The organism is Pseudoduganella sp. GW821-FHT05F09, assembly GCF_059419605.1.
Genome location: NZ_JBWKSD010000006.1, coordinates 243,787 through 268,706 on the forward strand (window position 1 = coordinate 243,787; position 24,920 = coordinate 268,706).

Annotated in this window: 18 protein-coding genes; 10 read left to right on the plus strand and 8 right to left on the minus strand. The window is 68.1% G+C overall.

Annotated features, from left to right (window positions below):
• Window positions 1–717, plus strand: a complete 717-nt coding sequence (locus tag AC07S4_RS20850; RefSeq protein WP_494988473.1) for a hypothetical protein — start codon at window positions 1–3, stop codon at window positions 715–717.
• A 6-nt stretch (window positions 718–723) separates the two neighbouring features.
• Here the strand turns inward: AC07S4_RS20850 and AC07S4_RS20855 are convergent, their stop codons facing one another.
• The 3 genes from AC07S4_RS20855 to AC07S4_RS20865 are packed head-to-tail and all read right to left on the minus strand — an operon-like array spanning window position 724 to window position 4,039.
• The gene (locus tag AC07S4_RS20855; RefSeq protein ID WP_494988474.1) at window positions 724–1,173 is read right to left on the minus strand and encodes an SRPBCC family protein; all 450 of its coding nucleotides are present in this window, start codon (window positions 1,171–1,173) and stop codon (window positions 724–726) included.
• Complete coding sequence (locus tag AC07S4_RS20860) at window positions 1,163–2,533, minus strand: class I SAM-dependent DNA methyltransferase (protein WP_494988475.1); 1,371 nt, start codon at window positions 2,531–2,533, stop codon at window positions 1,163–1,165. Before AC07S4_RS20860 ends, AC07S4_RS20855 begins: the two co-directional genes overlap by 11 nt.
• A gap of 6 nt (window positions 2,534–2,539) precedes the next feature.
• On the minus strand, window positions 2,540–4,039 hold the full coding sequence (locus AC07S4_RS20865) for a type VI secretion system contractile sheath domain-containing protein (protein ID WP_494988476.1): 1,500 nt from the start codon (window positions 4,037–4,039) through the stop codon (window positions 2,540–2,542).
• A 97-nt stretch (window positions 4,040–4,136) separates the two neighbouring features.
• Here AC07S4_RS20865 and AC07S4_RS20870 point away from each other — a divergent pair, with 97 nt between their 5' ends.
• The 7 genes from AC07S4_RS20870 to tagF all read left to right on the plus strand — a co-directional run bounded on the left by AC07S4_RS20870 (window position 4,137) and on the right by tagF (window position 15,308).
• The gene (locus tag AC07S4_RS20870; protein ID WP_494988477.1) at window positions 4,137–4,526 is read left to right on the plus strand and encodes a DUF4280 domain-containing protein; all 390 of its coding nucleotides are present in this window, start codon (window positions 4,137–4,139) and stop codon (window positions 4,524–4,526) included.
• Window positions 4,527–4,544: 18 nt separating this feature from the next.
• Window positions 4,545–6,560, plus strand: coding sequence for a type VI secretion system Vgr family protein (locus AC07S4_RS20875; protein ID WP_494988478.1), 2,016 nt, complete (start codon window positions 4,545–4,547; stop codon window positions 6,558–6,560).
• Between the two features lie 172 nt (window positions 6,561–6,732).
• Window positions 6,733–8,184, plus strand: coding sequence for a type VI secretion system-associated FHA domain protein TagH (gene tagH / locus AC07S4_RS20880; RefSeq protein ID WP_494988479.1), 1,452 nt, complete (start codon window positions 6,733–6,735; stop codon window positions 8,182–8,184).
• Window positions 8,185–8,203: 19 nt separating this feature from the next.
• Window positions 8,204–9,535: a type VI secretion system baseplate subunit TssK gene (gene tssK, locus AC07S4_RS20885; protein ID WP_494988480.1), complete on the plus strand. Its 1,332-nt coding sequence runs from the start codon at window positions 8,204–8,206 to the stop codon at window positions 9,533–9,535.
• A gap of 6 nt (window positions 9,536–9,541) precedes the next feature.
• Complete coding sequence (icmH, locus tag AC07S4_RS20890) at window positions 9,542–11,035, plus strand: type IVB secretion system protein IcmH/DotU (protein ID WP_494988481.1); 1,494 nt, start codon at window positions 9,542–9,544, stop codon at window positions 11,033–11,035.
• Window positions 11,032–14,625: a type VI secretion system membrane subunit TssM gene (tssM, locus tag AC07S4_RS20895; RefSeq protein WP_494988482.1), complete on the plus strand. Its 3,594-nt coding sequence runs from the start codon at window positions 11,032–11,034 to the stop codon at window positions 14,623–14,625. The genes icmH and tssM overlap by 4 nt, the downstream gene beginning before the upstream one ends.
• Window positions 14,625–15,308, plus strand: a complete 684-nt coding sequence (gene tagF / locus AC07S4_RS20900; RefSeq protein WP_494988483.1) for a type VI secretion system-associated protein TagF — start codon at window positions 14,625–14,627, stop codon at window positions 15,306–15,308. The genes tssM and tagF overlap by 1 nt, the downstream gene beginning before the upstream one ends.
• 12 nt (window positions 15,309–15,320) lie before the next feature.
• On the opposite strand, the gene AC07S4_RS20905 is transcribed toward tagF, so the two are convergent.
• Window positions 15,321–16,202 (minus strand): PP2C family protein-serine/threonine phosphatase, encoded by an 882-nt coding sequence (locus AC07S4_RS20905; RefSeq protein WP_494988484.1) that lies wholly within the window; start codon window positions 16,200–16,202, stop codon window positions 15,321–15,323.
• Between the two features lie 119 nt (window positions 16,203–16,321).
• Between AC07S4_RS20905 and AC07S4_RS20910 the strand changes: the two genes are divergently transcribed.
• Window positions 16,322–18,967: a protein kinase domain-containing protein gene (locus AC07S4_RS20910; protein ID WP_494988485.1), complete on the plus strand. Its 2,646-nt coding sequence runs from the start codon at window positions 16,322–16,324 to the stop codon at window positions 18,965–18,967.
• 4 nt (window positions 18,968–18,971) lie between these two features.
• Window positions 18,972–20,456 carry an FAD-binding oxidoreductase gene (locus tag AC07S4_RS20915; protein WP_494988486.1) on the plus strand — a complete coding sequence of 495 codons (1,485 nt, stop codon included), beginning with the start codon at window positions 18,972–18,974 and terminating at the stop codon, window positions 20,454–20,456.
• Here the strand turns inward: AC07S4_RS20915 and AC07S4_RS20920 are convergent.
• Genes AC07S4_RS20920 through AC07S4_RS20935 form a run of 4 tightly spaced genes read right to left on the minus strand, consistent with a single transcriptional unit; the run spans window position 20,448 to window position 24,917 of the window.
• Window positions 20,448–21,128: a hypothetical protein gene (locus AC07S4_RS20920; RefSeq protein ID WP_494988487.1), complete on the minus strand. Its 681-nt coding sequence runs from the start codon at window positions 21,126–21,128 to the stop codon at window positions 20,448–20,450. The two genes, AC07S4_RS20915 and AC07S4_RS20920, sit on opposite strands and share 9 nt — an antisense overlap.
• Window positions 21,125–22,141 carry an ABC transporter substrate-binding protein gene (locus AC07S4_RS20925; RefSeq protein WP_494988488.1) on the minus strand — a complete coding sequence of 339 codons (1,017 nt, stop codon included), beginning with the start codon at window positions 22,139–22,141 and terminating at the stop codon, window positions 21,125–21,127. Before AC07S4_RS20925 ends, AC07S4_RS20920 begins: the two co-directional genes overlap by 4 nt.
• Window positions 22,138–24,216, minus strand: coding sequence for an MFS transporter (locus AC07S4_RS20930; protein WP_494988489.1), 2,079 nt, complete (start codon window positions 24,214–24,216; stop codon window positions 22,138–22,140). The genes AC07S4_RS20925 and AC07S4_RS20930 overlap by 4 nt, the downstream gene beginning before the upstream one ends.
• A complete protein-coding gene (locus AC07S4_RS20935; RefSeq protein ID WP_494988490.1) occupies window positions 24,213–24,917 on the minus strand; it encodes a hypothetical protein in 705 nt (234 codons plus the stop codon). Before AC07S4_RS20935 ends, AC07S4_RS20930 begins: the two co-directional genes overlap by 4 nt.
• Window positions 24,918–24,920: the final 3 nt, after the last annotated feature.

Genomic DNA, 24,920 nt, shown 5'->3' on the forward strand with positions numbered 1-24,920 from the left:
ATGTCCGCCTTTCCCATCGTATCCGGGCCTATCCTGCTGACGGTGGCGCTGGAGCAGGGCGCCGCCTTCGCGGCGCGCGCCGCCGAAGGCACGCTGCTGGCGGTGCTGGCCATCCTGGTGTTCAGCATCGTCTACGCGTGGGCGGCGCAGCGCTTCGGCATGGCGCTGTCCATGCTGGGCGCATTGCTGGCCTGGGGCGTGGCGGTGGCGGGCCTGAAGGCCGTGCCGCTGCCGGTGGAGGCTTGCTTCGTGCTGGTGGTGCTGGCCTTGCTGGTGTCGCCCAAGCTGTTTCCGCCGGAGCCTTCCGCCGGTGCAGTCCCGGCCCAGGCGCGTCCGGCGGCTGGCGCTGCCGCGGCCAGCGACCTGCCGTGGCGCATGCTGGCCGGGGCGGCGCTGGTGCTGGCCGTGAGCTACGGCGCCGCCGCGATAGGCGCGCGCCTGAGCGGATTCTTCGCCATGTTCCCCGTGATGAGCACCGTGCTGGTGGGCTTTTCGCATGTGCGCTCCGGCCGCGCCTTCGCGGTGGCCCTGCTGCGCGGCATGGTCTACGGCTACTTCGCCTTCGCCACGTTCTGCCTCGTGCTGTCCTTGCAGCTGCGCGGCGACAGCGTCGCCACCGCCTTTGCCGCAGCCTTCGCCTGCGCGCTCGCGGTTCAACTGGCCATCAAGCGCCTGATGGCGCCTGCAGCGCCGGCGCGGCCGGCGGCCGTCAAATAAGATGGCTTATTTCTGCTCAACTGCGGACTTGATGTCGATCAGGTCTTGCAGCAGGGCCTTACTGGCCTCGCCCTTGAACAGAAGTCCCATCGGGATCGACATGAGTTTTGCGGTGAAGCTTTGCGGCTGGGAGTCGTGAAAACTGGTTAGCGTAAAGCCGCCGCTGCTTTCGGAGATGCTGGTGGTGGACAGGAATATGAAGCCGTCGCTTTCGGCCCTGGTTTTGTAGAACTGGTTTTCAACCGCGTCGGTGATCCACTTTTCCGCAGTGGCTGGTTTACCGAACAGCATGCGGGTTTCCCGCCACTTCAAGCCCACGAGTCCATGCGCCGGGCGTTCGACCACTTCGATATTGTCGATTCCCCGGATGATCTTCGCGGCGCCTTCGATGTCCGTCATCGCGGCCCAGATCGCGGCTTTGCTGCCCTGGATGGTGACTTGGACTTCAACGAGCATGCGGCATCTCCTGTGCGGCGAGCGCTGGTCCGGGCTTTGTTGCGCCGACCAGCAGGCCCGCAACAGGCTTGCCGGCTTCCTGGCGCAGGGTGATGTGGCGCAGTTGCGTGAGCTCCAGGCCAGCGGCGGCCAGCGTGCCGCGTACATATGGTTCGGCGTGGCTGTAGCGGCCGTGCGCGTGGAGCAGGAACTGGGGGGCGGCTGCGGCGTCCTGCGTCGCTTCGACGGTGAACACCAGGTGGCCGCCGGCCCGCAGCGCTGCGGCTGAGCCGTTCAACAGCGCTTCCAGCGCGCCGAAGTAGCAGAGCGTGTCGGCGGAGACGATCAGGTCGTAGGCGCCCGCATGGGCGGACAGCCAGGCGGTCAGCTCCGCCTCGTGCAGTTTGTCGTAGTCGCGCCGCTTGCCCGCCTTGGCCAGCATGCCGGCCGACAGGTCGACGCCTTCCAGCCGCTTGGCGTAAGGCCGCAGCAGCGGACCGCACAAACCGGTGCCGCAGCCGGCGTCCAGCACATCCAGCGTGCGCTGCGCCGCGCTTGCCTCGCCCAGCAGCGAGGCGACCATCTCGCCGCACATGGCGGGGGCGCAGTATTCCAGCCTGGCCAGCACTTCGTCGAAGCTGTCCGCAAAGCGGTCGAACACGGTCTGCACATAGGAGTCCGACGCGCGCTCGGGCGCGGCGGCGCCCTGGCAGGCGGCGATGTGGTGCTTGACCACTGGATTGTCCGGATCGATTTTCTCCCACTGGCGGTAGACTGCCAACGCCTCCTCATCCCGCTGCTGCGACACCAGCGCGCGCGCCAGGCTGCGGTACAGGTCCGGATTGTCCGGCGAGAGCAGTATGGCCTTCTTGTAGGCGCTGAGCGCCTCGTTGAAGTCGCCGGTTTTCTTCAGCACATGGCCCAGGTTGATCCAGCCTTGCGCAAACTCGGGCGACAGCGTGATGGCTTGCCGGTAGGCGGCGGCCGCCTCCTCAAGGCGCTCCTGCGCGCGCAGCACCACGCCCAGGTTGTTGTGGGCCATTGCGAAGTCCGGCCGCGCTTCCAGCACGGCGCGGTAGGAATGTTCGGCGTCCACGTGGCGGCCCATCTCCTTTTGCACGTTGCCCAGGTTGTTGCGCGCGTCCACATAGTCCGGGGCCGCCTGCAGCGCGCGGCTGATCAGGTTGACCGCGCCTTCGTGGTTGCCCAGCTGGTGCTGGGCCACGCCCATGTAGTGCAGCGCGTCCGGATGGGTGGGCGCCACCTGGAGTATGGCTTCGTAGTGCTGCGCCGCGAGGCGCGGCTTGCCCTGGCGGTGCACCGACACCGCCAGCTGCAGCGCGTCGTCCAGCGAGATTTTCTGCAAGGCTTTCTTCTTCATTCTGGCTCAGGAATTCCATGCGCCGGACAGTGCCCGGGCGGGTTGGGAGATGGACTGGCTGCGCAGCAGGCGCGCGGCATTGCGGTTCTTGAAGCTGAGCAGCGGTATCAGGCCGCGCTCCAGCAGCACGGTTCCGGCCCGCTCGGACAGGAAGGCCTCGGCACATGCCTGCATATGGGGCTGCCCATCGCGGCGCACGGTGTGGGCGGGCAGGTCGTCCAGGTCCAGCGCGTCGCCGGGCGACATGTCCCAGGCGCTGTCTTCGAAGGCGCGGCCCAGCAGCATGGCGCAGGCCAGCGAGGCGTGGCCCCACAGGTAGTCCTCATGCTCGTGGCCCGCGTCCGCTTCTTCGAATGCAAACTGGTCGATGCTGTCGGTGGCTTTGCCGTAGGGCAGGCGCAGCAGCACGCGCGGCAGCGCCAGCCCCAGCCAGCTGGCCTGCGGCGTGGCGCGCAGCGCTTGCCAGCGGGCTTCGGCTGCGGCATCGAGGGCCTGCCAGCTCGATGCGTCTGGCTGGTCGGCCAGCGAGGTGGCGCCGGCCAGCGCAGCGCTGGCGTCGGCCAGGAAGGGCGCTTGCGCGCGGGCGGCCAGCGCGCCCAGCGCGGCCAGCAGGCCGATGTCCGCCTCGCCGGGACCAAAGCTGTAGGCGCCGCACAGCACGGACCAGGGCGCGGCATCGGCGCCCATGCGCGGCTGCTCAACCAGCAGCTTGTGCAGCGTGCTGGTTTCCAGCGCGCCGTCGGCCGCGTCGATATCGGCCTGCAAGGCGGTTTTGTCCGCATCCATTATGTAGAGCTGCAAGTCCTGGCCCAGTTCGAGGCCGGTGACAATCTGGTACAGGCCGCGCCAGTTGGCTTCCAGCGCCTGGAACTGCGGCGCATGCAGCACGGCGCGCATGCGCTGGGCGACCACGCCGTCCAGCGCGGCCACGTATTCGGCCTGGCGCGGGTCTGCGCCGGAGGGCATGGCGCCGACGATGCGGCGTATCAGCTGGTCGATATCCGGCAGGCCGCTTGCCGGCGCGGCCGGCTGGCGCACCTGGCCTCCGAGCAGGCTGGCGAAGTCGCTGGCGGCTGGCTGGTGGGGCTGGGCAGGCGCGGGCGGCGCGGCTGCCGCGCCGGTGTTCGATTGCAGCGCGGCGGCGGCCGCCGCGAAGGTGGCGGGATTGCGCAGCTGCTGGCGCTGCGCGCGCAGCGCCGCGAATGCGTCTGATTTTTGATACAGCTGGTCGGGATGAAAATCGTCCAGCTCGTGGAACTGGAAGGTGCAGATGGCGCCGTCCAGCGTGACTTGCACGCTGGGCGCCAGCTGCGCCAGCTGCGCCAGCAGGTGGTCGAAATTGTCCAGGTCGACCCGGCGCGGCACACCCAGGCCCGCAGCATGGGGCGTTGCGGCGCGGCCGCTGAAGTCCCCCATCACCAATATGCGCATGGGCTGCCCGTCCTCGCCGGCTTCCTGCGGGCCGGCGGCGGCAAATCCGAATTCGAATGTCAGCGATGTGGCCATGACTGTCCCTCGTCGATACGTGATGGTGTTGTGGAGCTTATCCTAAAACCTTACCTTTAAGACAGTTTTTTCGGTCATAATAGGCCCAGGAGGGGATATGCCAAATCAGGTGGTGATGGGAGCGATGATGACTTGCACGTTCGGCGCCGCGCCGTCGACGCTGGTGGTGCTTCCCGCGAACAAGGTGATGGCCGAAGGGCCGCCGGCGGCCAACATCATGGACCATAAACCCATGGTCAACATCATGCCCTTCGGCGTATGCAATTCGATGGCCAATCCAACCGTGGCCGCCGCCACCGCCGCCGCGCTGGGCGTGCTCACGCCCATGCCCTGCATACCGATGACGTCCGCGCCCTGGGTGCCGGGCGCGCCGACGGTGCTGATCGCGAATATGCCGGCGCTGGACAATGTCGCCAAGTGCATGTGCAACTGGGGAGGCGTGATCGCCTTCACCAAGCCGGGCACCACCAAAACCATGATCCCCTGATTCCGGACCGGACCCCGTATGCCAGTTACGCAAGCCAACCGAGAAGTAAACGTTACCAGCAGCCTGGGAACCGATGTGCTGCTGTTCGACCGCATGAGCGGCAGCGAGCGGCTGGGGCAGTTGTCCGAATTCCGCGTCCAGCTGCTGAGCACCAAGCCGGACGTGAAGATCGCCGACGTGCTGGGCAAGCCGCTGGGCGTGCATATGAACCTGGTGGACGGCGTGCGGCATTTCCACGGCATCGTCACGCGCTTTGCCTGCACCGGCTGGTACGGCAGCCTGGCGCGCTACGAGGCCACCGTCCACCCCGGCCTGTGGCTGCTGACGCGCTCTTCCAACTGCCGCATTTTCCAGGACAAGAACGTACTCGATATCGTCAAGGCGGTGTGCCAGGACGCGGCCTACGGCGGCGCCATTGACCTGAACGTGTCTTCGCTGAGCGGTACTTACGAGGCGATGACGTATTGCGTGCAGTACCGCGAGACGGACTTCAACTTTGTCTGCCGCCTGCTGCAGAACGAGGGCATCTACTTCTACTTCACGCACGACGCCAGCAAGCACACCATGGTGCTGGCCGACTCCTACAGCGCCCACCAGAGCCTGCCCGGCTACGCCAGCGTGGAGTTTTCCGGCGAGGCGGGCCGCCGCATCGTGGACCAGGAGGCGGTGTACGGCTGGGCTGCGGCGGGCGCGATCCAGGCCAGCAGCTATGCGCTGAACGATTTCGACTTTGAAAAAGCCGCCGCCAGCAACAGCGGCGGGCTGAAAGTGAAGTCCACCATCGCGGCGGCCTTCGATCAGCAGGCCTACGAGATGTACGACTATCCCGGCCTGTACAACGTGGCGGCCACGGGCACCACATTGGCGCGCGGCCGCATGGAAGGCCTGCATGGCCAGTGCGAGGAGATCTCCGCCGACACCAATGCGCGCGGCCTGTTCCCGGGCGGCCTGTTCAAGCTGGTGCACCATCCGCGCTCGGACCAGAACCGCGAATTCCTGGTCACCGGCGCGCAGTATGAAATTGTCGGCGACGACTACGCCACCGGCGGCGACACGCCGCTGGACTTCCGCTGCGTGTTCAACGCCATCGGCAAGGAGCACAGCTACCGCGCGCCGCGCACCATCGCCAAGCCGGTGGTGCAGGGGCCGCAGACCGCCATGGTGGTGGGCAAGGCGGGCGAGGAGATCTGGACCGACAAGTACGGCCGTGTGAAGGTGCAGTTCCACTGGGACCGCGAGGGCAAGGAGGACGAGCTCAGTTCGTGCTGGGTGCGCGTGCAGCAGAGCTGGGCCGGTGCGGGCTGGGGCAGCGTGTTCATTCCGCGTATCGGCATGGAGGTGGTGGTGAGCTTCCTGGAGGGCGATCCGGACCGGCCGCTGGTCACCGGCTGCGTCTACAACAGCGACGCCATGCCGCCGTATGCGCTGCCGGGCGAGCAGACCAAGTCCACCGTCAAGACCAACACCAGCAAGGGCGGGGGTGGCTACAACGAGATCCGCTTCGAGGACAAGAAGGACGCCGAGGAGATCTACGTCCAGGCCGAGAAGGACTTCAACCGCGTGGTGAAAAACAACGACACGCTGAAGGTCGGTTTCGAGAAGAAGGACAAGGGCGACCAGACCATACAGATCAAGAACGACCGCAGCCTGGACGTGGGGCATGACCACAAGGAGCACGTGGTGAACGACCACACGGTAACGGTGGACCACGACCAGATCATCACCGTGACCAACGACCAGACTCTCAAGGTGGACAACAACCAGACCATGAAGATCGCCGTGGACCGGAAGCTGGACGTGGGCGGCAACCAGACCACGGCCATCAAGGGCGACCAGAAGGTGACGGTGTCGAAGACCATCGTGATCGAGGCCACCACGTCGATAGAGCTGAAGGTGGGCGGCACCAGCATCAAGATGGAACCGGCCAAGATCACCATCAAGTCGCCGGAGGTGAAGGTGGAGGCCGACGGCATGGCCACGCTCAAGGCGGGCGGCATCATGACCATAGGCGGCGCCCTGGTGAAGATCAACTGAGCGGAGTGATTGTGTTTTACGCAATAGCAACCGTATAATGATCCGCGCCATGCCCTTCGATTTCAATTAGCAGCCTCTTAGCAGCGATAGTGAGCCGATGTACTTAACTCTGCGGATTCAGTCATACCGAAAGCAAGCTCCGGCTGCGCCCGTTGAGCGCCGCTTCGATCAATTGGGCGGGACCATAGGCCGTGCCGCAGGCAACGACCTGGAGCTGCCCGATCCGGGCAAATACATCTCGCGCAACCACAGCAAGATCGATTTCGCCGGCGGCCAGTACACGCTGATGGACCTGGGCGCCAATCCCAGCTGGATCAATGACCGTCCGGTAGGCACCGGCAAGAGCGCCGTGCTGGCCGACGGCGACCGGCTGCTGATCGGCGACTACGTGCTGGAAGTACAGGTGGGCGAGGGCGCCGCCGCCGCGCCGGCCATCCCCGTGTTCCAGCCCGAGACCTCGGACGCCTTGCCCTTCCAGGCGCAGCCTGCCGTGGCGGCGTCGCCCTACGAGGGCAAGTCCTTCGACGAGATGCGCGACACGCTGGCCGGCGTGAAGATACTGGAACTGAGCGGCGGACACGATCCCCTGGCCGCGCCGTCCGCCAATGATCCGCTTGGCCTGAATATGCTGAGCGACGCCAACGCCGCGCAGGCCGCGCCGCCGGTGGCCTTCCGGGGCTCGGAGCCGGACCACGCGCCGCCGCAGTGGATGCCCATGGCGCAGCCGCAGCCGCCAGCGCCGGAGCCCGCGCCGCAGTGGGGCAACCCCGCATACGGCGCGCCGGCGCAGCCCTTTGCCCACGCGCCCGAGCCCACGGTATTGACCGTGCGCGCCGCACCGCCGCCGCCCGCGCCCGCTGCGCCCGCGCCGGCCATGCTGATACCGGACGACTACGATCCGCTCGCCGATTTCCTGCCGCCGCGCGTGCAAGCGCCGGCCGCGCCATATGTTCCGCCTTCCGCCGCGCCCATCGCCTACGCGCTGCCTCCGCAGCAAAGCCATGCCGCTCCGGCGGGCGCGATGGGCCAGGTCCAGGGCGGCGAGGAAGTGATGCAGGCGCTGCTGCGCGGCCTGGGCCTGACCGGCCTGCGCACCACCAGGTCGCCCGCCGAAACGGCCGAACTGGTGGGCGCCATGCTGCGCGAAGCCACCTCCGGCACCATGGCCGTGCTGATGGCGCGCGCCATGACCAAGCGCGAAAGCCGCCTTGAAATGACGGTGCTGGGCGCGCAGGCCAACAACCCGCTGAAGTTCTTCCCGGACGCCGAAAGCGCGCTGTCGCAAATGCTGACCAACGCCTTGTCCGGCTACATGCCGCCGGTGAAGTCCATCGGCAGCGCCTTCGAAGATTTGAAAGCCCACGAACTGGCCGTCATTGCCGGCATGCGCGCGGCGCTGGACGGCGTGCTGGCGCGCTTCAACCCCGCGCTGATCGAGGCCAAGGAACCCGAAGGCGTGATGGACAAGATGATGGCAACCACGCGCAAGGCCCGCCTTTGGGACCGCATGGTGGCGCTGCACGAAGACATCCTGCGCGAAGCGGACGACGACTTCCAGCACCTGTTCGGCGAAAAATTCTCTGCCGCCTATGAAGACCAGATCGGCCGGCTGCACCGCAAATAATCCTATCGAGTGAGACATCATGGCGTGGAACCGTAAAGTCATCTGGTCCGAAGGCATGCTGCTGCAGCCGCAGCACTTGCAGCAGCACGACCGCTATCTGCAAACCCAGCTCGAAAGCCGGGTGGCCAGACTGCGCCCTTATTCATGGGGCTTTTCTTCGCTGAAGATAGACGAGCAGCAGCTCGCGCTGGGCAAGCTGGCGCTGTTGTCCTGCAGCGCTGTGCTGCCGGACGGTACGCCGTTCATCCTGCCGGCGGACGACGACCTGCCGCTGCCGCTGGACATACCGGAGGACGCGCGCAACGTGGTGATCGTGCTGGCGCTGCCGCTGCGCCGGCCCGGCATACCGGAGACCGGCGACAGCCCGGCGCCGGACAATTTTGCCCGCCACGGCGCCGTGGACCACGAAGCCTGGGACAGCAACGGCATCGACAACAGCGCGCTGATGCAAGTGGGGCGCCTGCGCCTGCGCCTGGCGCTGGAATCGGAGGTCGCCAACGCCTACGCCTGCATCGCCGTGGCGCGCGTGATCGAGCGGCGTCCGGACAACCGCGTGGTGCTGGATCCTGAATTCTGCCCGCCGTGCCTGGACTTCCGCGTGGCGCCGCGCCTGGGCGGCTTTGCCGACGAGGTGGTGGGGCTGCTGCACCAGCGCGGCGACGCGCTCGGCAACCGCCTGTCCCAGCCCGGCGCCGCCGGCGCGGCCGAGATTGCGGACTTCCTGCTGCTGCAGCTGGTGAACCGCGCGGAGCCGCTGTTCGCCCACTTGGCCACCATGACGGGCCTGCATCCCGAGGACTACTACCGCGAAGCCGTGCAGCTGGCCGGCGAGCTGGCCACCTTCAGCCCGAACAACAAGCGCGCCATCCAATACCCCGTGTACCGCCACGATCAGCTGCGCGAAACCTTCCTGCCGGTGATGGAGGACTTGCGCCAGTCGCTGTCCATGGTGCTCGACACGCACGCCATTCCTATCCCGCTGGAGGAGCGCCAGTTCGGCATCCGCGTCGCGGTGATGCGCGATCCGGAACTGCTGAAGTCCGCCACTTTCGTGCTGATGGTGAACGCCCATATGCCGCCCGAAACGGTGCGCAGCAGCTTCCCGCGCCAGGTGAAGATAGGCTCGGTCGAGAAAATCCGCGACCTGGTGAATCTGCAGCTGCCCGGCATCGCGCTGCGTCCGCTGCCGGTGGCGCCGCGCCAGCTGCCTTTCCACGCGGGCCACACCTACTTTGAGCTGGACAAGGGCAGCGAGTACTGGCAGCACCTGGCCACCTCCGCCGGTTTCGCCATGCACGTGGCGGGCGACTTCCCCGGCCTGCAGATGGAGTTCTGGGCCATCCGGAAGTAAGCGAAGATGAGCCAGGACGATTTGCCAGATTCCGACCGCACCATCCTGGTCCCCAAGCCCGGCGGACGGCGCGGCGCGCCTGCGCCCGTGCCGGGACTGGGTCCGGGCGGCGATGCAGGCGCCGCGCCTGCGGGCGCCGCCGGCGCCTTCCCGGCCAGCCCTGCGCAGGGCGGCGACGGCGGCATGGGCGGCGAAGCTGCGGCGCCGGCCTGGCCCGGCCCCGGCCTGGGTGCCGCAGCCGCTGCGGGCAGCTTTGGCGCGGAGCGCGGCGCAGGCCATGTCAACTACGACGCCGCGCTGGCCCCGCTGACGGCCGCGCCGCGCGCCCATTTGAACGGCGTGAACCCGCTGGTCGGCGCCGCCAACGCCTTGCTCGACCTGGTGGTCCCACTGCGCATCATGGCCACGCACCCCAGCGTGGAAGGACTGCGCAGCCAGCTGGTGGCCGCCATCAAGAAATTCGAAATCGACGCCCGGAACGCAGGCTGCGCGCAGGAAGCCATCGCCGTGGCGCGCTACTCGCTGTGCACCTTCCTGGACGAGACCATCTCCAGCACGCCCTGGGGCGGCAGCGGCGTGTGGGCCAGCCGCAGCCTGCTGGTGGCCTTCCACAATGAAGCCTTCGGCGGCGAGAAGTTCTTCCTCATCCTGCAAAAGCTCAGCCAGCAGCCGCGCGCCAACCTGCACGTGCTGGAGCTGATGTATCTGTGCCTGGCGCTGGGACTGGAAGGCCGCTACCGCGTGATGGACGGCGGACGCGTCCAGCTCGACGTGCTGCGCGAACGGCTGCAGCAGCTGATCCAGAAAGAGCGCGGCCCCTTCGAACCGGACCTGTCGCTGCGCTGGAAAGGCTCGAATGAAAAGCGTCCCGGCCTGCTGCGGCTGATTCCCGTCTGGGTGATCGCCGCTGTTGCGGGCCTGCTGCTGCTATGCATACATCTCGGTTTCAGCTTCCTGCTGAACCGCCACTCGGACCCCGTGTACGCCGCCTTGCAGCGCATCCGCCTGGTGGCGCCGGCGCCCCCGGCGCCGCCCATGGCCAATCCTCCGGTGCGCGTGGCCCGTTTCCTGGCGCCCGAAATCGAGCGCGGCCTGGTGAGCGTGACCGAAACGCCGGATCGCTCCACCATCGTCCTGCACGGCGACGGCGTGTTCAAATCCGGCAGCGCCGAAGTGCTGCCGTCCTACGACGGCCTGCTGCGGCGCATAGGCGAAGCGCTCAAGCCGGTGCCCGGCAAGGTCATAGTCATCGGCCACACGGACGACGTGCCCGGCGGCTCGGCGCGCTATCCGTCCAACTGGGCGCTGTCCAAGGGCCGCGCCGCCACCGTGGTGGAGCTGCTGGCCAAACAGGCCGGTCCCGCAGCGCGCTACACCGTGGAAGGCCGGGGCGAGACCGAACCGCTGGTGCCCAATGACAGTGCCGCCAACCGCGCGCGCAACCGCCGCGTGGTGATTATTGTACTGACTCCAGTGCTGACCCCAGTGCAGACCCCATGATCAAACGCTTCTTCAACTGGTTCATCAAGCCGCCCGTGCTGGCCTTCTTCGGCGTGCTGCTGCTGTCGCTGATCTTCTGGTTCGAGGCGCCGCTGCTGGCTTTCGACGGCAAGGAGCCGTTCGCCTCCACCGGCGTGCGCTGGTTCTTCATTGGCCTGATGTTCCTGGCCTGGGCCTTGTATTTCGGCTGGAAGCTGCTGCGCGCAAGGCTGGCCGAACGCCGCCTGATGAAAAGCGTGGCGGGCGATCCCGATACCGCGCCCGCCGTAGTGCCGGGGCAGAAGGAAAGCGCGGCCGAAATGGCGCTGCTGGCCAAGCGCCTGCAGGAAGCCATGGCGGTGCTGCGCAAATCGAAGACCGGCAGCGGCTTCGGCAACGGCGGCGGCCTGTATCAGCTGCCCTGGTATATGTTCGTCGGCGCGCCCGGCAGCGGCAAGACCACGGCGCTGGTGCATTCCGGCCTGAAGTTCCCGCTGTCCGACACGCACGGAAAAGGCGCCATCGGCGGCGTGGGCGGCACCCGCAATTGCGACTGGTGGTTCACCGACGAGGCGGTGCTGCTCGACACGGCGGGCCGCTACACCACGCAGGACAGCTACACCGAAGTGGACCAGGCCGCGTGGAAGGGCTTTCTGCAGCTGCTGCGCAAGCACCGCCGCCGCCGTCCCATCAACGGCGTGATCGTGGCGCTCAGCGTGGCGGACCTGCTGCAGCAAGGCGAAGGTCAGCGCCGCGTGCAGGCGCTGGCGATACGCGCGCGCATCAAGGAGCTGCACGAGGAACTGGGCATCCGCTTCCCGGTCTACGTCATCGTCACCAAGTGCGACCTGCTGGCAGGCTTTGTCGAGTTCTTCGACAACCTGGGCCGCGAAGAGCGCACCCAGGTTTGGGGCGTGACCTTCCCGCTGGCCTCGGCCGAGCAGGCGGACGCCGGACTGAAGGCCTTCCCGGCTGAATTCGATGCGCTGCAGGCGCAGTTGCAGGCGCGCCTGTTCGAGCGCATGCAGCAGGAGCGCGACATCCAGCGCCGCGCGCTGATGTACAACTTCCCGCAGCAGTTCGCCGCCATCGGCGACGTGCTGGAATCCTTCCTGACCGACGTGTTTGAGTCCACCTCCTACGAAGAAGCGGCGCTGGTGCGCGGCGTGTACTTCACCAGCGGCACACAGGAAGGCAGCCCGATCGACCGCGTGATGTCCACGCTGGCCGCCAGCTTTGGCCTGGACCGCAAGGTGCTGCCGGCGAATGCCTTCGGCGGGCGCAGCTACTTCATCACGCGGCTGCTGCGCGACGTGGTGTTCCAGGAGAGCGAGCTGGCGGGCGCCAATCTGCGGCTGGAACGCAACCGGCGCTGGCTGCAATGGGGCGCCTACGCGCTGACGGCGGCCGTGCTGGTGCTGGTGACGGCCGGCCTGGTCACGAGTTACGTGCGCAACGAGAATTACGTGAACGACGTGGCCGCGCGCAGCCAGGAGATCGACAAGCTGGCGCGCGCCTTGCCGAAGGATCCGTCGCCGGTTGCGGCGCTGCCGCTGCTGAACGCCTTGCGCGACATCCCGGGCGGCTACCGCAGCCAGGGCGAGGAAGTGCCGCTGCTGATGGGACTGGGCCTGTACCAGGGCGGCAAACTGGGCGAAGGCGCGCAGGGTGCCTACCAGCGCGTGCTGCGCGAAGCGCTGCTGCCGCGCATCCTGGAGCAGATGGAGACCCAGCTGCGGCGCGGCACCGCCAACAATCCCGAATACCTGTACGAACTGCTGCGCGTCTACATCATGCTGGGCGAGCGCAACCACCTGGACGCGCCGGCCGTGCGCGCCTGGCTCGACTACGACTGGAGCCGCAACCTGCCGGAGGCGAACGAGCTGCAGCGGCAGGATTTGTCGCAGCACGTGGCTGCCATGCTGGCGCCGTCCAGCCAGGCCGAGGCGCCGCCGCAGTTGAACAGGGCGCTGATCGCGCAGGTTCGCCTCAGCCTTGCCAAGCTGCCGATGGGCGAACGCGTCTACACCCGCTTGAAGCGCGGGCTGGCCGCCGCCAATGTGCCGGACTTCGACGTGACCGCCGCCGCAGGACGCGACGCGGGCGTGGTGCTGGAGCGGCAAAGTGGGCTGCCGCTCACGCGAGGCATCGCCGGGCCGTTCACGCTGGCGGGCTACAAGAAATTCACCGAGCAGATAGACGGCGCCATAGCCGACGTGGTCAAGGACAGCTGGGTGCTGGACCAGCGCGAGGCGGTGGACAGCCTTGAGAGCGCGGCGCAGATGAAGGCCGTGGTGCAGCAGATGTATTTCGAGGAGTACATCCGCCTGTGGGACGGCTTGCTGGCGGACGTGACGCTGGTGCCGTTCACGTCGCTGGACCAGGCGGCGCGCGTGATCAACAGCGTGAGCAGCCAGGAGTCGCCGCTGCGCAAATTCCTGCAGGCGGCCGCCAAACAGACGCGGCTCGACAAGCTGAAGACCGCCAAGTCCAGCGTGGACGCGGCCACCGACACCGTCAAGCAGCTCAGCGACGCGGCCAAGCGGCGCCTGGAGTCCGCCCTCAGCGACGGCACGCAGGACGTGCTGCCGGCCGACGTGCGGCCCGTGAATCCGGTCGATATCCATTTCGCGCCGCTGCACAAGATGGTGGAGGCGGGGGCCGGTGTCGCAGGCGGCGCGGCAGGTGGCCCGGGAGGCGCCTCCGGCCTGGACGGCGTGCTGCTCAAGCTGAAGGACGTGGCGGTCTACCTGGACGCGGCCAGCGCCGCCCGCGCCGCCGGCCAGCCCGCGCCGCCGGCCGACGCGCTGGTGCGCCTGAAGCGCGAGGCGGACGGCCTGCCGGCGCCGCTGGGCGCGCTGGTGCGCAACGTGAACACCGCCGGCTCCGGCCTCACGCTGGGCACGGAGCGCGACCGCCTGGACGCCTTGTGGAAGACCGGCCCGGCGCTGTTCTGCCGCGCCGCCATCGCGGGCCGCTACCCGCTGGTGCGCAAGGCCGTGCAGGAGGCGACGCCGGACGACTTTGGCCGCTTCTTCGGCCCCGGCGGGCTGGCCGACGAATTCTTCCAGAAGCACCTGGTCAACTACGTGGACACCAGCGGCGCGCAGTGGCGCTGGCGCATGGTGAACAATATGGACCTCGGCATCAGCCAGGAAGTGCTGAACGAATTCCAGCGCGCCGCGCAGATACGCGACAAGTTCTTTGGCAACGGCGGCAAGCAGCCTTCGGTGCGATTCGACCTGAGGCCGCTGGCGGCGGACGCCGCGCTGACCCGCGTGCTGCTGGACGTGGACGGCCAGCAGCTTGCGTTTGCGCCCAAGACGCAGCAGGGCGCGGCCGGCTTCCAGATCCCGAGCGGCAAAGGCGTGAATGCGGTGCGCTTCGAGGTGGCGCCCGCCACCACGGCGGAGCTGCGCACGGAAGGCGCGTGGGCCTGGTTCCGCATGCTGGACAAGGCCATGCTGGAGCCGTCCGCGCAGGGCGAGCGCTACAAGCTGACCTTCGATCTGGAAGGCCGCAAGATCATCTATGAACTGACCGCCAACAGCGTGAACAATCCGTTCAAGCGCGACGGCGTGGAGCAGTTCCGCTGCCTGGAGTCGCTGTAATGGAAGAACCGGAACTGGCGCCGGGCTTTTTCGGCAAGGTGAGCACGCATGGCGACTTCGTGTCGCGCCGCTTGCCGCCGCCGCTGCTGGGCGTGTGGGACGCGTGGCTGCAGGCCTCCATGCAGGGCAGCCGCGAGGCGCTGGGCGCGCGCTGGCTGCAGACCTATCTTACGAGCCCGATCTGGCGCTTTGCGCTGGCGCCGGGCGTGTGCGACCGCAATGCCTGGGCCGGCGTGCTGATGCCCAGCGTGGACCGCGTGGGGCGCCACTTTCCGCTCACCATAGCGGCCGGTGCGCCGGGCGGTGGAGGGTTGCTGGATTGGGTGGCGAACGGGAAGCCGTGGTTCGACCAGCTGGAGGCGCTGGCCTTGTCCTCGCTGGAGGAGCGCTTCCAGCTAGAGCCGTTTGATGGCTTGCTGCAGGCCATGCCGCCGCTGAGCGATGCGCCGCTGGCCGGACAGCAGGGAGGCGTGGGATGCCGCTTGCCGCTGGCGTCGCTGGACGCGGTGGCGGCGCAGGTTCCCGCGCTGGCCGCTGCGGCGCTGCGCGGGCAGAGTATCTGGTGGACCGATGGATCGGCCGAGGTGGAACCGAGCTTGCTTCTGTGCCGTGGGCTGCCCGCACCTGCGGCGTTCGCCGGCATGCTGGCGGGGACGTGGCTGCAAACCGGCTGGGGCGCGTGACCGCCTGGCGGGTTACGCGTCCTTGCAGCGCACGATCACGGCGGTGATGTTGTCGCGGCTGCCGTCGCGCTTGGCCATGGCTACCAGTTCGGCGCAGCATTCGGCCAGGTTGTCGTCCCGCACCCGCGCCAGGATGGCGGCGATGGCTTCCGGCGGCGAGTTGCCATACAGGCCGTCGCTGCACAGCATGTAGACGTCGCCCGGCGACACGGCCTGGGTCTGCAAATCCGGCTTGATCAGCGGCGCGGGTCCAAGCGCCTGGAGCAGCAGGTTGCGCGCCGGGAGCGGCTCCGCCATGCCTGCCTCCAGCGCCTGCTGGTACAAGGTCTGGTCGCGCGTGAGCTGGTTCAGGCGGCCGTTGCGGAAGCAGTACAGGCGGCTGTCGCCGATGTGGAAGATGAACACCGGCCCGTCCTGCGCCACCTGCCACATGCCGGTCAGCGTGGTGCCCATGCCGGCGCCGTCGGCCTGGTCGTTGGCGCTGTTGGTCTGGTACATGCGCTCGTTGGCGAATTCCACCGCGTCGTGCAGCGTGATCATGGCGCGCATGGTGGCGTCGGTCCATGTGGCGTCGGGGTCGGCCTGCACCGGATCGAAGGCGCTGGCGTGGAAGACCGGCACGGTGGCGTCGCTGGCGTCGCCGGGCGAGGCCTGCTGGTCTCCGTGCGAGGCGCGCAGGAAGCTGTGCAGCAGCCGGATGGCGTCCGCGCTGGCGATTTCGCCCGCTTCGTGGCCGCCCATGCCGTCGGCCACGACCACCAGGCCAAGGTCGGGAGCGATGAAGAAATTATCCTGGTTGGACTCGCGCACGGTGCCAACATCGGTCAGGCCATAGGCCAGGCCCAGGTCGAGGCGGTGCAGCGCCGACGGTGATAATTGCTTCCAATTGCCCAAGGTGTCTCCAGTAGTAGAAATTGTCTCCAGGCCTTTGTCACAAAGGCCATAACTGCATGCTAGCATGCGCAATGCGCTCTATGGCGCGACGTGGTGAAAAATGAATGGCGGGATGATGCATGGACGATAGCGAACAGCGCGGGCAGCAGCACGGTGTGGGCGGAGCGGAGGGGACGGCCGATGAAGGCCGCAACGCCGCCGCCGAGGCGCGCGCAGCCATCCTGGCGCGCCGCGTGGCTGCGCTGGAGGCCGTGGTGGCGGTTGAACGCCGCATGCGCGACGTGCAGGAAATGACGGCCCGCGCAGCGACGGACCAGCTGGCCGCGCGCGACGGGCAGGCCGACATCACCGTGCCGCGCCCGCACAGCGCCCAGTACCAGCATGACGACGACGCCACCATCCCCGTGCCGCACTATCGCCCCGACGGTACGCGCGAACCGGCGCGCCAGCGCGGCGGCGACTCGCCGCACACGCAGCCCACCACGCCCACGCTGGGCCGCTCGCAGCCGCCTTCGCAGCCGGTGCGCTCGCAGCTGCCCGCCTTGCCCGCCGCGCCCAACCGCTCCATTGCGCCCGGCATTTCCACGCCGCTGGCCCTGGCGCCGGGCTTCGAGCTGTTTGAATACCGCATCGACGCGGTGCTGGGGCAGGGCGGTTTCGGCATCACCTACCTGGCCACGGACGTGAACCTGAACGTGCGCGTGGCGATCAAGGAGTATTTGCCGGCCGATTTCGCCACCCGCGCCAGCGACAAGTCGGTCTCGCCGCGCTGGCCCGAGGATAACGACTTCTACCTGAACGGACTGGAATGCTTCCTGGTCGAAGCGCGCACGCTGGCAACCTTCCGGCACTCCAACATCGTGCGCGTGGCGCGCTTCTTCGAGGCGCACCGCACCGCCTACATGGTGCTTGAATACGAACGCGGCCAGCCGCTTAAGCAGTGGTGGGACAAGCAGAAGAACATGGGCGAGCAGCAGTTGCTGTCGCTGGTGCAGCCGCTGCTGGACGGCCTGTCGCTGGTGCACGAGTCGGGCTATCTGCACCGCGACATCAAGCCGGACAACATCTACGTGCGCAAGGAAGACGGCAGCTGGGTGCTGCTCGACTTCGGCGCTGCGCGCCAGACCGTGGGCGGCCTGCAGACCATGGCCGACGTGGTCACGCCCGGTTACGCGCCGCTGGAGCAGTACCAGGGCGGCGAGCAGGGGCCGTGGACCGATATCTACGCCATCGGCGCCACGCTGTACTGGATGATCACCGGCGCCAAGCCCGCGCCCGCGCCCGAGCGCCAGAGCGGCGTGGCCGAATACATCCCCGCCACGCAGGCGGGCAAGGGCCGCTACAGCGAAGAATTCCTGATGGCGGTGGACTGGGCGCTGGTGGTCGATCCCAAGCAGCGCCCGCAAAGCATCGCGGAGTTCTCGCAAAGCCTGTTCGCGTCGCACGCCGGCAGCCTGGGCTTGCAGGAGGCGCTGCGCGTGGGCGACCTGGATGGGCAGCGCAGCCTGACGAAAGGCGTGCGCAAGCTGGGCAAGGCGATCTGGCGGCCGTCCTCTTGGCCGCTGGTGGTGAAGATGACCATCGCCATGATGCTGGCCGCGCTGCTGCCCATGACGATTACCGCCTACTACAATCTGAACGGCTCGGTGGCGGCGGTGTCGGCCAGCGAACTGCGCAACCTGGAGAGCCTGGCGCAGGCGACGGCGGGCCGCATCTCGCAGCTGATACTGGACAGCCGCTACCAGGCCGGCTACCTGGCGACCGACTCCGCCTTTATCGACTACCTGCGCGCTCCGACCGATGCGAAGCGCGAGGTGGTGAGCGCCAAGCTGGCCAACCTGATCAAGACCAACCCGGACGCGCACCTGATCTTCCTGATGAACGCCGAAGGCACGGCGCTGGTGTCCAGCGAGCCTGGCGTGGCGGGCGTGAACTTCAAGTTCCGCGAGTACTTCCAGGAGGCCATGAAGGGCCATCCCTTCATGACCGGCGTGATTATCGGCTCCACGGCCGGCAAGCCCGGCGTGTACTACGCCAACCCGGTGTTCGACAATGCGAACAAGGTGATAGGCGTGGTGGTGTTGCGTATCAAGGGCGGCACCATATCGTCCATCCTCAGCGATGCCGGTGCGGGCGGAAACGGCAAGCGTGTCCCCTTCATGATAGACGGCGACGGCATCCTGGTGCATTACCCGGACCAGAACCAGCTTTACCGCAGCCTGGCGCCGCTGCCCAAGGCCACGCTGGGCCGCATCGTCGCCGACCAGCGCTTCCGCCGCCACCGCATAGAAAGCGTGGACATGCCGGAGCTGGCCAAGGTGCTGATAGGCGCAAAAACGGCGGGCAATATCAGCTACCACTCCACCCTGAGCGGCGTGGACGAGCACGCGGGCTACGCGCCGGTGCAGGGCCACAACTGGGTGGTGGGCGTGACCGAGTCGCGCACGCGCTTCGAGGAACCCTTGCAGCGCCTGTTCGTCAATGTGCTGTACAGCGTGGCCGCCGTGGGCCTGGTGTTCCTGATCCTGGCGGTGCTGTTCGCGCGCAGCATCACGCGCCCCGTGGTGCGGCTGACGGAAGCGGCCAATGCGCTCAAGGACGGCGACTACGACCGCGCCAGCATCAAGGTCACCAGCACCGACGAAATCGGCCGGCTGGCGCGGACTTTCAACGTCATGATAGACGTGCTGCGCCAGCGCGAGCGGGAGAAGCAGCGAGGCAAACTTGGACATCAAGCAAAGGAAAATCAAACGGATGACGAATGAAATCATGAACACGCGCCGCGGCTTTCTGCAGGCAGGCGCCCTGGGGGCCGCTGCGCTGGGCCTGGCGCCGGCGGCGGTACTGGCCAAACCTGCGCTGAAACTGGGGCCGCACGGCCTGCGCTCCCTGGCGCGGGACTTTGAGGGACGTCTGATACTGCCGGGCGAAGACGGCTTTGCGCTGGCCGCCTGGCCAAACAATGCGCGCTGGGCCGGCGTGCAGCCGCAGGCAGTGGCCATGTGCGCCACCGAGGCCGACGTGCAGCGCTGCATACGCTGGGCCGGCGACAGCCGCATGCCCTTCGCCATCCGCTCCGGCGGCCACAATTACGCGGGGTTCTCCACCACGCCCGGCCTGCTGATCGACGTGAAAGCCATGAACAAGGTGACGCTGGACCTGAAGAACCAGACAGCGTGGGTGCAGGGCGGCGCCAACAACAACGACGTGGCGGCGGTGCTGCGCAATTACGGCGTTGCGATACCTTCGGGGCGCTGCCCCACGGTGGGCACCAGCGGCCTGGTGCTTGGCGGCGGCTGGGGCTTCGCGGCCACGCACACGGGCCTGACCTGCGACAGCCTGCTCGGCACCGAGCTGGTGATGGCCAGCGCTGCGGCCCGCCGCATCGACGCCAACAGCGACAGCGAACTTTTCTGGGCGGTGCGCGGCGGCGGCGGCGGCAATTTCGGCGTCCATACCGGCTTCACCTTCAAGCTGCACCAGGTGGGCACGGTCACCACCTTCAACCTGACGTGGGCGCCGGGCAAGCAGATTGAATTGCTGCGCGCCTTGCAGGCCTTGCAGATGGCGCACCCGACACGGATTTCCACGCGCAGCAAGGCGCTGCCCATGGCCGCCGGCGCGCGGCCTTCGCGCGACAGCCTGTACGTGGAGACGCTGGGCCAGTTCTGGGGCGGCGAGAAGGAACTGCGCGAGATGCTGGCGCCGCTGTACGCGGTCGCCGTGCCGCAGATTGCCGACATCTACGAGGTGGACTACTGGCGCGGCCGCGACTACCTGCTGACCGACGATCCGAACGGCCTGTACGACATCCGCTGCAGCTTTGTGCAGAAGGAGCTGAGCGAGGCGGCGCTGGACAATATGCTGAACTGGATGACGCGCTGGCCGGGCGGCTCGCTGCTGCAGGAAAATATGGGCATCCTGTTCGCCATCGGCGGCAAGGTGAAGGAAGTGCCGCGCAACGCCACGGCCTATGTGCACCGCGATTCCAACTACATTTTCGAAATGGAAGCCTCGTGGGGGCCGATCGACAAGCCGGAGACGGTGCAGCGCCAGCGCGCATGGCTGAAGGATTATTACGACGACATGCAGCGCTTCCTGCAGCCCGAGTCCTACGTCAACTTCCCCAACCGCGACCTGAAGAATTGGGCGCAGGCTTACTACGGCACGAATCTGAAGCAGCTGTCGGAAGTGAAGCGCCGCGTGGACCCGCACAACCTGTTCCGCTTCGAGCAGAGCGTGCCGCTAGCCTGAGGCTTGCACGCCGTATTCCACGGACCAGTGATTGTTCTCGTCCTGCCAGCATTGGAAGCCGCGCAGGCCGTCCGCCAGCGCGCGCTGGTGGCCCGCGTGGTCGCCATGGGCCACGCGGCGGCAGGCCATCCACGGCGCCTCCGGCTGCAGCAGGTCGCGCTGCACCAGCAGGCGCGCCAGTCCGCCGTAGACCAGGGCGTAGCCGGATACGCAGAAACCCTCGAGCGTGAGCCCGCGCAGGCTGCGCATGTTTTCCGGCGCCACGGTGGCCACCACCAGCGTGCGGCCCAGCTCCCGGCCCAGCGCCATGCGCTCTTCGATGGCGGCGCAATGCAGCCTGCGCCCGCGCCATTCCGGCAGCGAGGCGGCGCCGTCCAGCACGCACATGCGCGCGCGCCCGGCCGGGCCGGCCCCCAGCAGCTCGGCCATGTGGTCCACCGTGTGCGAGTCCATGCCCAGCACGCCGTAGGCCACCAGCTCTCCGTCCGCGCGGCAGCACAGGATGCGGCCTTGCGTTTCCGCGTGCTGTTCGAAGTGGCTCAGTTCATCGGGCCGCACCAGGCCGGCGGGCATCTGCGCCAGCACGCTGCGGTGTAGCTGGTGCACCTGGGCCGCTTCATCCTGGCGCATCAGTTGCCAGCGGAATTGCGGATCGTTCGAGCAGGAAGTCATTTCAGCAGCTCCGCGTAGTTGAGCACCTTGAGCGGCGGGTAGAGGTCGAGCTGGGCGGCCACCGGCATGTTCACCAGGTAGGAGAAGCGCGCCAGCGTTTCAATCGGAATGGCGGCGGGCGCCATGTGCTGGCGCAGGATCTGCTCCGCCTTGTGCGCAGTGAGCCGGCCCACGCTTTCGTAGCCGGACACCAGGCCAAACAGCGCTTTGCCTTCGCGCACGGCGATCTCGGTGGCGGAGAAGGCGGGCAGGCGCTGCTCCAGCGCCGCCTCGGTCAGCACCTTGCGGTTGGCGGCCAGGAAGCTGTCCGGCCCTATGTAGAGCAGCTGCACACGCTGCTGCGCCAGTTCCGCCACCATGGCGGGCAGCTCGGACGCCAGCGGCTGGCCTTTGGCGTCCAGCGGCACCGGGCGCTCCAGCAGCTGGAAGCGCTCGCTGGCCGCCACCGCGCGCAAGTCCTTCACGTTCTGCACGGAGTTCGGTTCTGCCGGATTGTAGATAATGGCTAGGCGGTCGAAGCGGCGGTAGGCGCGGATGGCGCTGAGCTGCTGGCTGGGCGGCACCACGTGGCAGGCGCCGGTGATGTTGCGGCCCGACGAGGCCAGCGACTTCACCAGCCCGGAACCCTGCGGCGAGGCCACCATGGTGAACACCACCGGGATGTCGGTCACGTGGCGGGCCGGGTCGACCGCGCCCTGTTTGCCCGCCACCGCGAGCGTGATGGGCGTGCCCCAGGTGTAGATCAGGTCCACCTTCATGGCGCGCGCTTCGGCGATCAGCTGCGGCACCTTGCCCACGTCCAGCGCCACGTCGCGCACGATCAGCTCCACAGCCATGCCGTTGACGGCGAAGTAGTCGCGGAAGCCTTTTTCGACGGCGGTCTCGCCGCGGAACAGTATCATGTAGATGCGCGGCGGGCGCGGCGCGGCTTGCGGGCTTTGCGCCAGCGCGCGCGGCAGGGCGCCGCCCAGGGCCAGTGCGGCTGCCGCGCCGCAAACGTAACGCCGCTTCATGCCGACGCCTCCTGCGCCGGGCCGCCTTGCGCGCCTGCCGCGCGGCTGGCCAGCGCGAAGACCAGCGAGAACAGCAGCGAGGCGCCCAGTGCGAACACGCCGAGGAAGGCCATGGCGTGCGCGGCGCCGTAGCGCGCGGCCAGCGCGCCGGTGGCCACCGGCCCGGCCGCCGCGCCAAGGCGTTCGAGCAGCCGGAACAGGCCGACAATGGGGCCGGTGCCCGCGTCCCGCGCCTCACGCGCCGTCACGCGCGCCACCAGCACCAGCTGGGCGGAGATGCTCATGGACTGGCCGACGCCCAGCGCGCCTATGCCCAGCATGACCAGCTCCCCGCTGGCGCCCCATGCCACCGGCAGCAAGCCAAGTCCGGTCAGCACGCCGCCGGCCGCCACCAGCGGCGCGTAGGCGTTGTAGCGGTCGGCCAGGTGGGCGAACAGCGGCGCCAGCGCGAGAGAACTCAGGCCGTACAGCATGGTGTAGCGGCCGATCTCGGACTTGGACAGGCCCAGGCCGGACAGCAGCACCGGCACCAGGAAGATGAGGAAGCCGGAGTACAGGAACTTGGCGGGCACGCCGGACAGGATGGACAGCGCCAGGAAGCGCCGGTTCCGCACCAGTCGCGCCAGCAGCGGGGCGGACTGCGTTGCGGACAGAGATGCCGGCTGAGATGCGGGCTGAGACGCGGGCTGAGATGCGGGCTGCTGCTGCGCACCCTTGCTCAGCACCGCCGCCGCGATGGCGGCCGCCGCCAGCGCCACGGCCGCGCCCAGCAGGAACACCATGCGGTAGCCGACCCGGTCGGCCAGGATGCCGCCCACGGCAGGCGCGCAGATCTCCGCCACCATGATGGCGCCCACGAACAGCGCCATGCCTTTGCCCCGGTTGCTGCTGTCCGTGTGGTCGAACACGAAGCCCTGGCAGGCCATGAACATGATGGCGTAGCCCACGCCGGTGAGCGCGCGCGCGCCTACAAGGACGTAGTAGTCCGGCACCAGGCCGGTGACGGCCAGCCCGGCCATGACGGCCAGCGCGCCGGCGATATAGCTGCTGCGCCGGCCCATGCGGTCCGACCAGCGGCCAGCGAAAGGCATGGTCAGCGCCACGCCGAGCAGGAAGGCCGTCACCGGCAGGCTGGCGTGCAGCGAGCCTGCGGCGGCGCCGGCAGGCAGCGAGGCGGCGTACACCGGCAGGAAGGGGCGGGACAGCATTTCGGCAAACATGAACAGGAAGCTGAGCACGCGCACCAGCACGATGCGCGGCGCCTGGGCGGGATCGATGGCGGCGTCGCCGAAGGAGTAGGTCTGGCGCAGCCGCTGCAACAGCGGTTCCGCATGCTCCGCCTGCTGCGGACTGGCCTGGCGCAGTGCGGCGGCGCTGCGCAGCAGTTCTCCAAAGCCGTGGTTGATGCGCGCGCTGAGTGTGTGCAGCCGGACGGCGATGGCGGCGCTGGCGTCCGGCGCGGCGCGCTGGCGGAAGTCGCCCGCCGCCATGCTGGTCATCAGCCCGATGATCTGGCGCATTGGGGCTGTGAAGGTGAGCGTCACCACGAACCACAGGATTTCGAAAGCGATCAGCAGGCTGGTGAGCAGCACGATGCCGATGTCGTAGCGCAGTTCGCGCACGCGCGCGGCGATGTAGTTTTTGTCCACACCCACATGCAGCCGGCCCACCGCCTGGCCCTTGTGCATCAGCGGCAGCGCCGTATCCAGGAACTGCTCCGGCGCGCTGCTGTCGGCCTGCGTGCTGCCGAACAGCGCCTTGCCGCTGCCGTCCACGATGCGCAGATAGGCCAGGTCGCGGTTCTGCTTCAGCACGTCGGCAAAGAATTCCGGCACCCCTTCCAGGCGCTGCAGCGGGATGCCGTAGTCCAGCGCGCGCGCCAGTTGCGCCGCCAGCGCCGTGCCGGTGGTCTGCGCCTTGCGGCCGAACTCCGGCAGCAGCGCGCGCTCGGACAGCGACCACGCATACAGCGACAGCGCCAGCTGCACCGCCAGCAGCAGCGCCAGCGTGAATACAAACAGGCGCCGCACGGGCCGCGTGTAGAGGCGCTCCTCGTGGACCACGGCCGGGCTCATAATTTTTCCCCCGCCACGTCCTTGCTGGTGATGGCGCGCTGCGCCTGCTCAAGTTCGCGCAAGGCCTGGCCGGCGCTGTGCGCAGCCAGTTCCGCCAGCGCGGTTGCGTGCCGGTCCGGCCGCGCCACCGGCGGCGCGCTGGCGTCCAGCGCGTGTTCCATGCTGCCCAGCGTGCGCCTTATGCGCCGCACCCACAGCCGCGTGCCGAGCACCGCCAGCAGCGTGGACAGGGCGGTGGCCGCCAGCCCCGCCAGCAGCAGCTGGCGCGAAATGCCGGCCACGAACTGGTCGTGCCCGCGCCGGGAATAATGCAGTTCGATGGCGCCCACCGTCACGCCCAGGTTGTTGGACAGCGGCGTGCTGACGGTGACGCTGTTGCGTTCAGCCGGCCGGCCGGTGGTGAAGGCGGGCCGTCCGCGCTCGTCCTTGACGACGATGGCGACGATGTCCGGGTCCTGCCGCGTTTCGAAGTCGATGGCCGCCTGCGCGTTGCCCAGGCCGCGCACCGGCAGGCCCAGGTCCAGCCCCGTTTCCAGGTTCTGCCGCAGCACGTTGACGGTGAAGCGCAGCCGCGAGTCTTCCAGTTCGCCCAGCGTGCGGTCCAGCTTTCCCACGTTGAGGAAAACCGTCAGGCCGATGGCCAGCGCCGAAATCAGCACGATGGGCGCGGTAATCGTAACGCTGAGTCGTGACATCGCCATGCT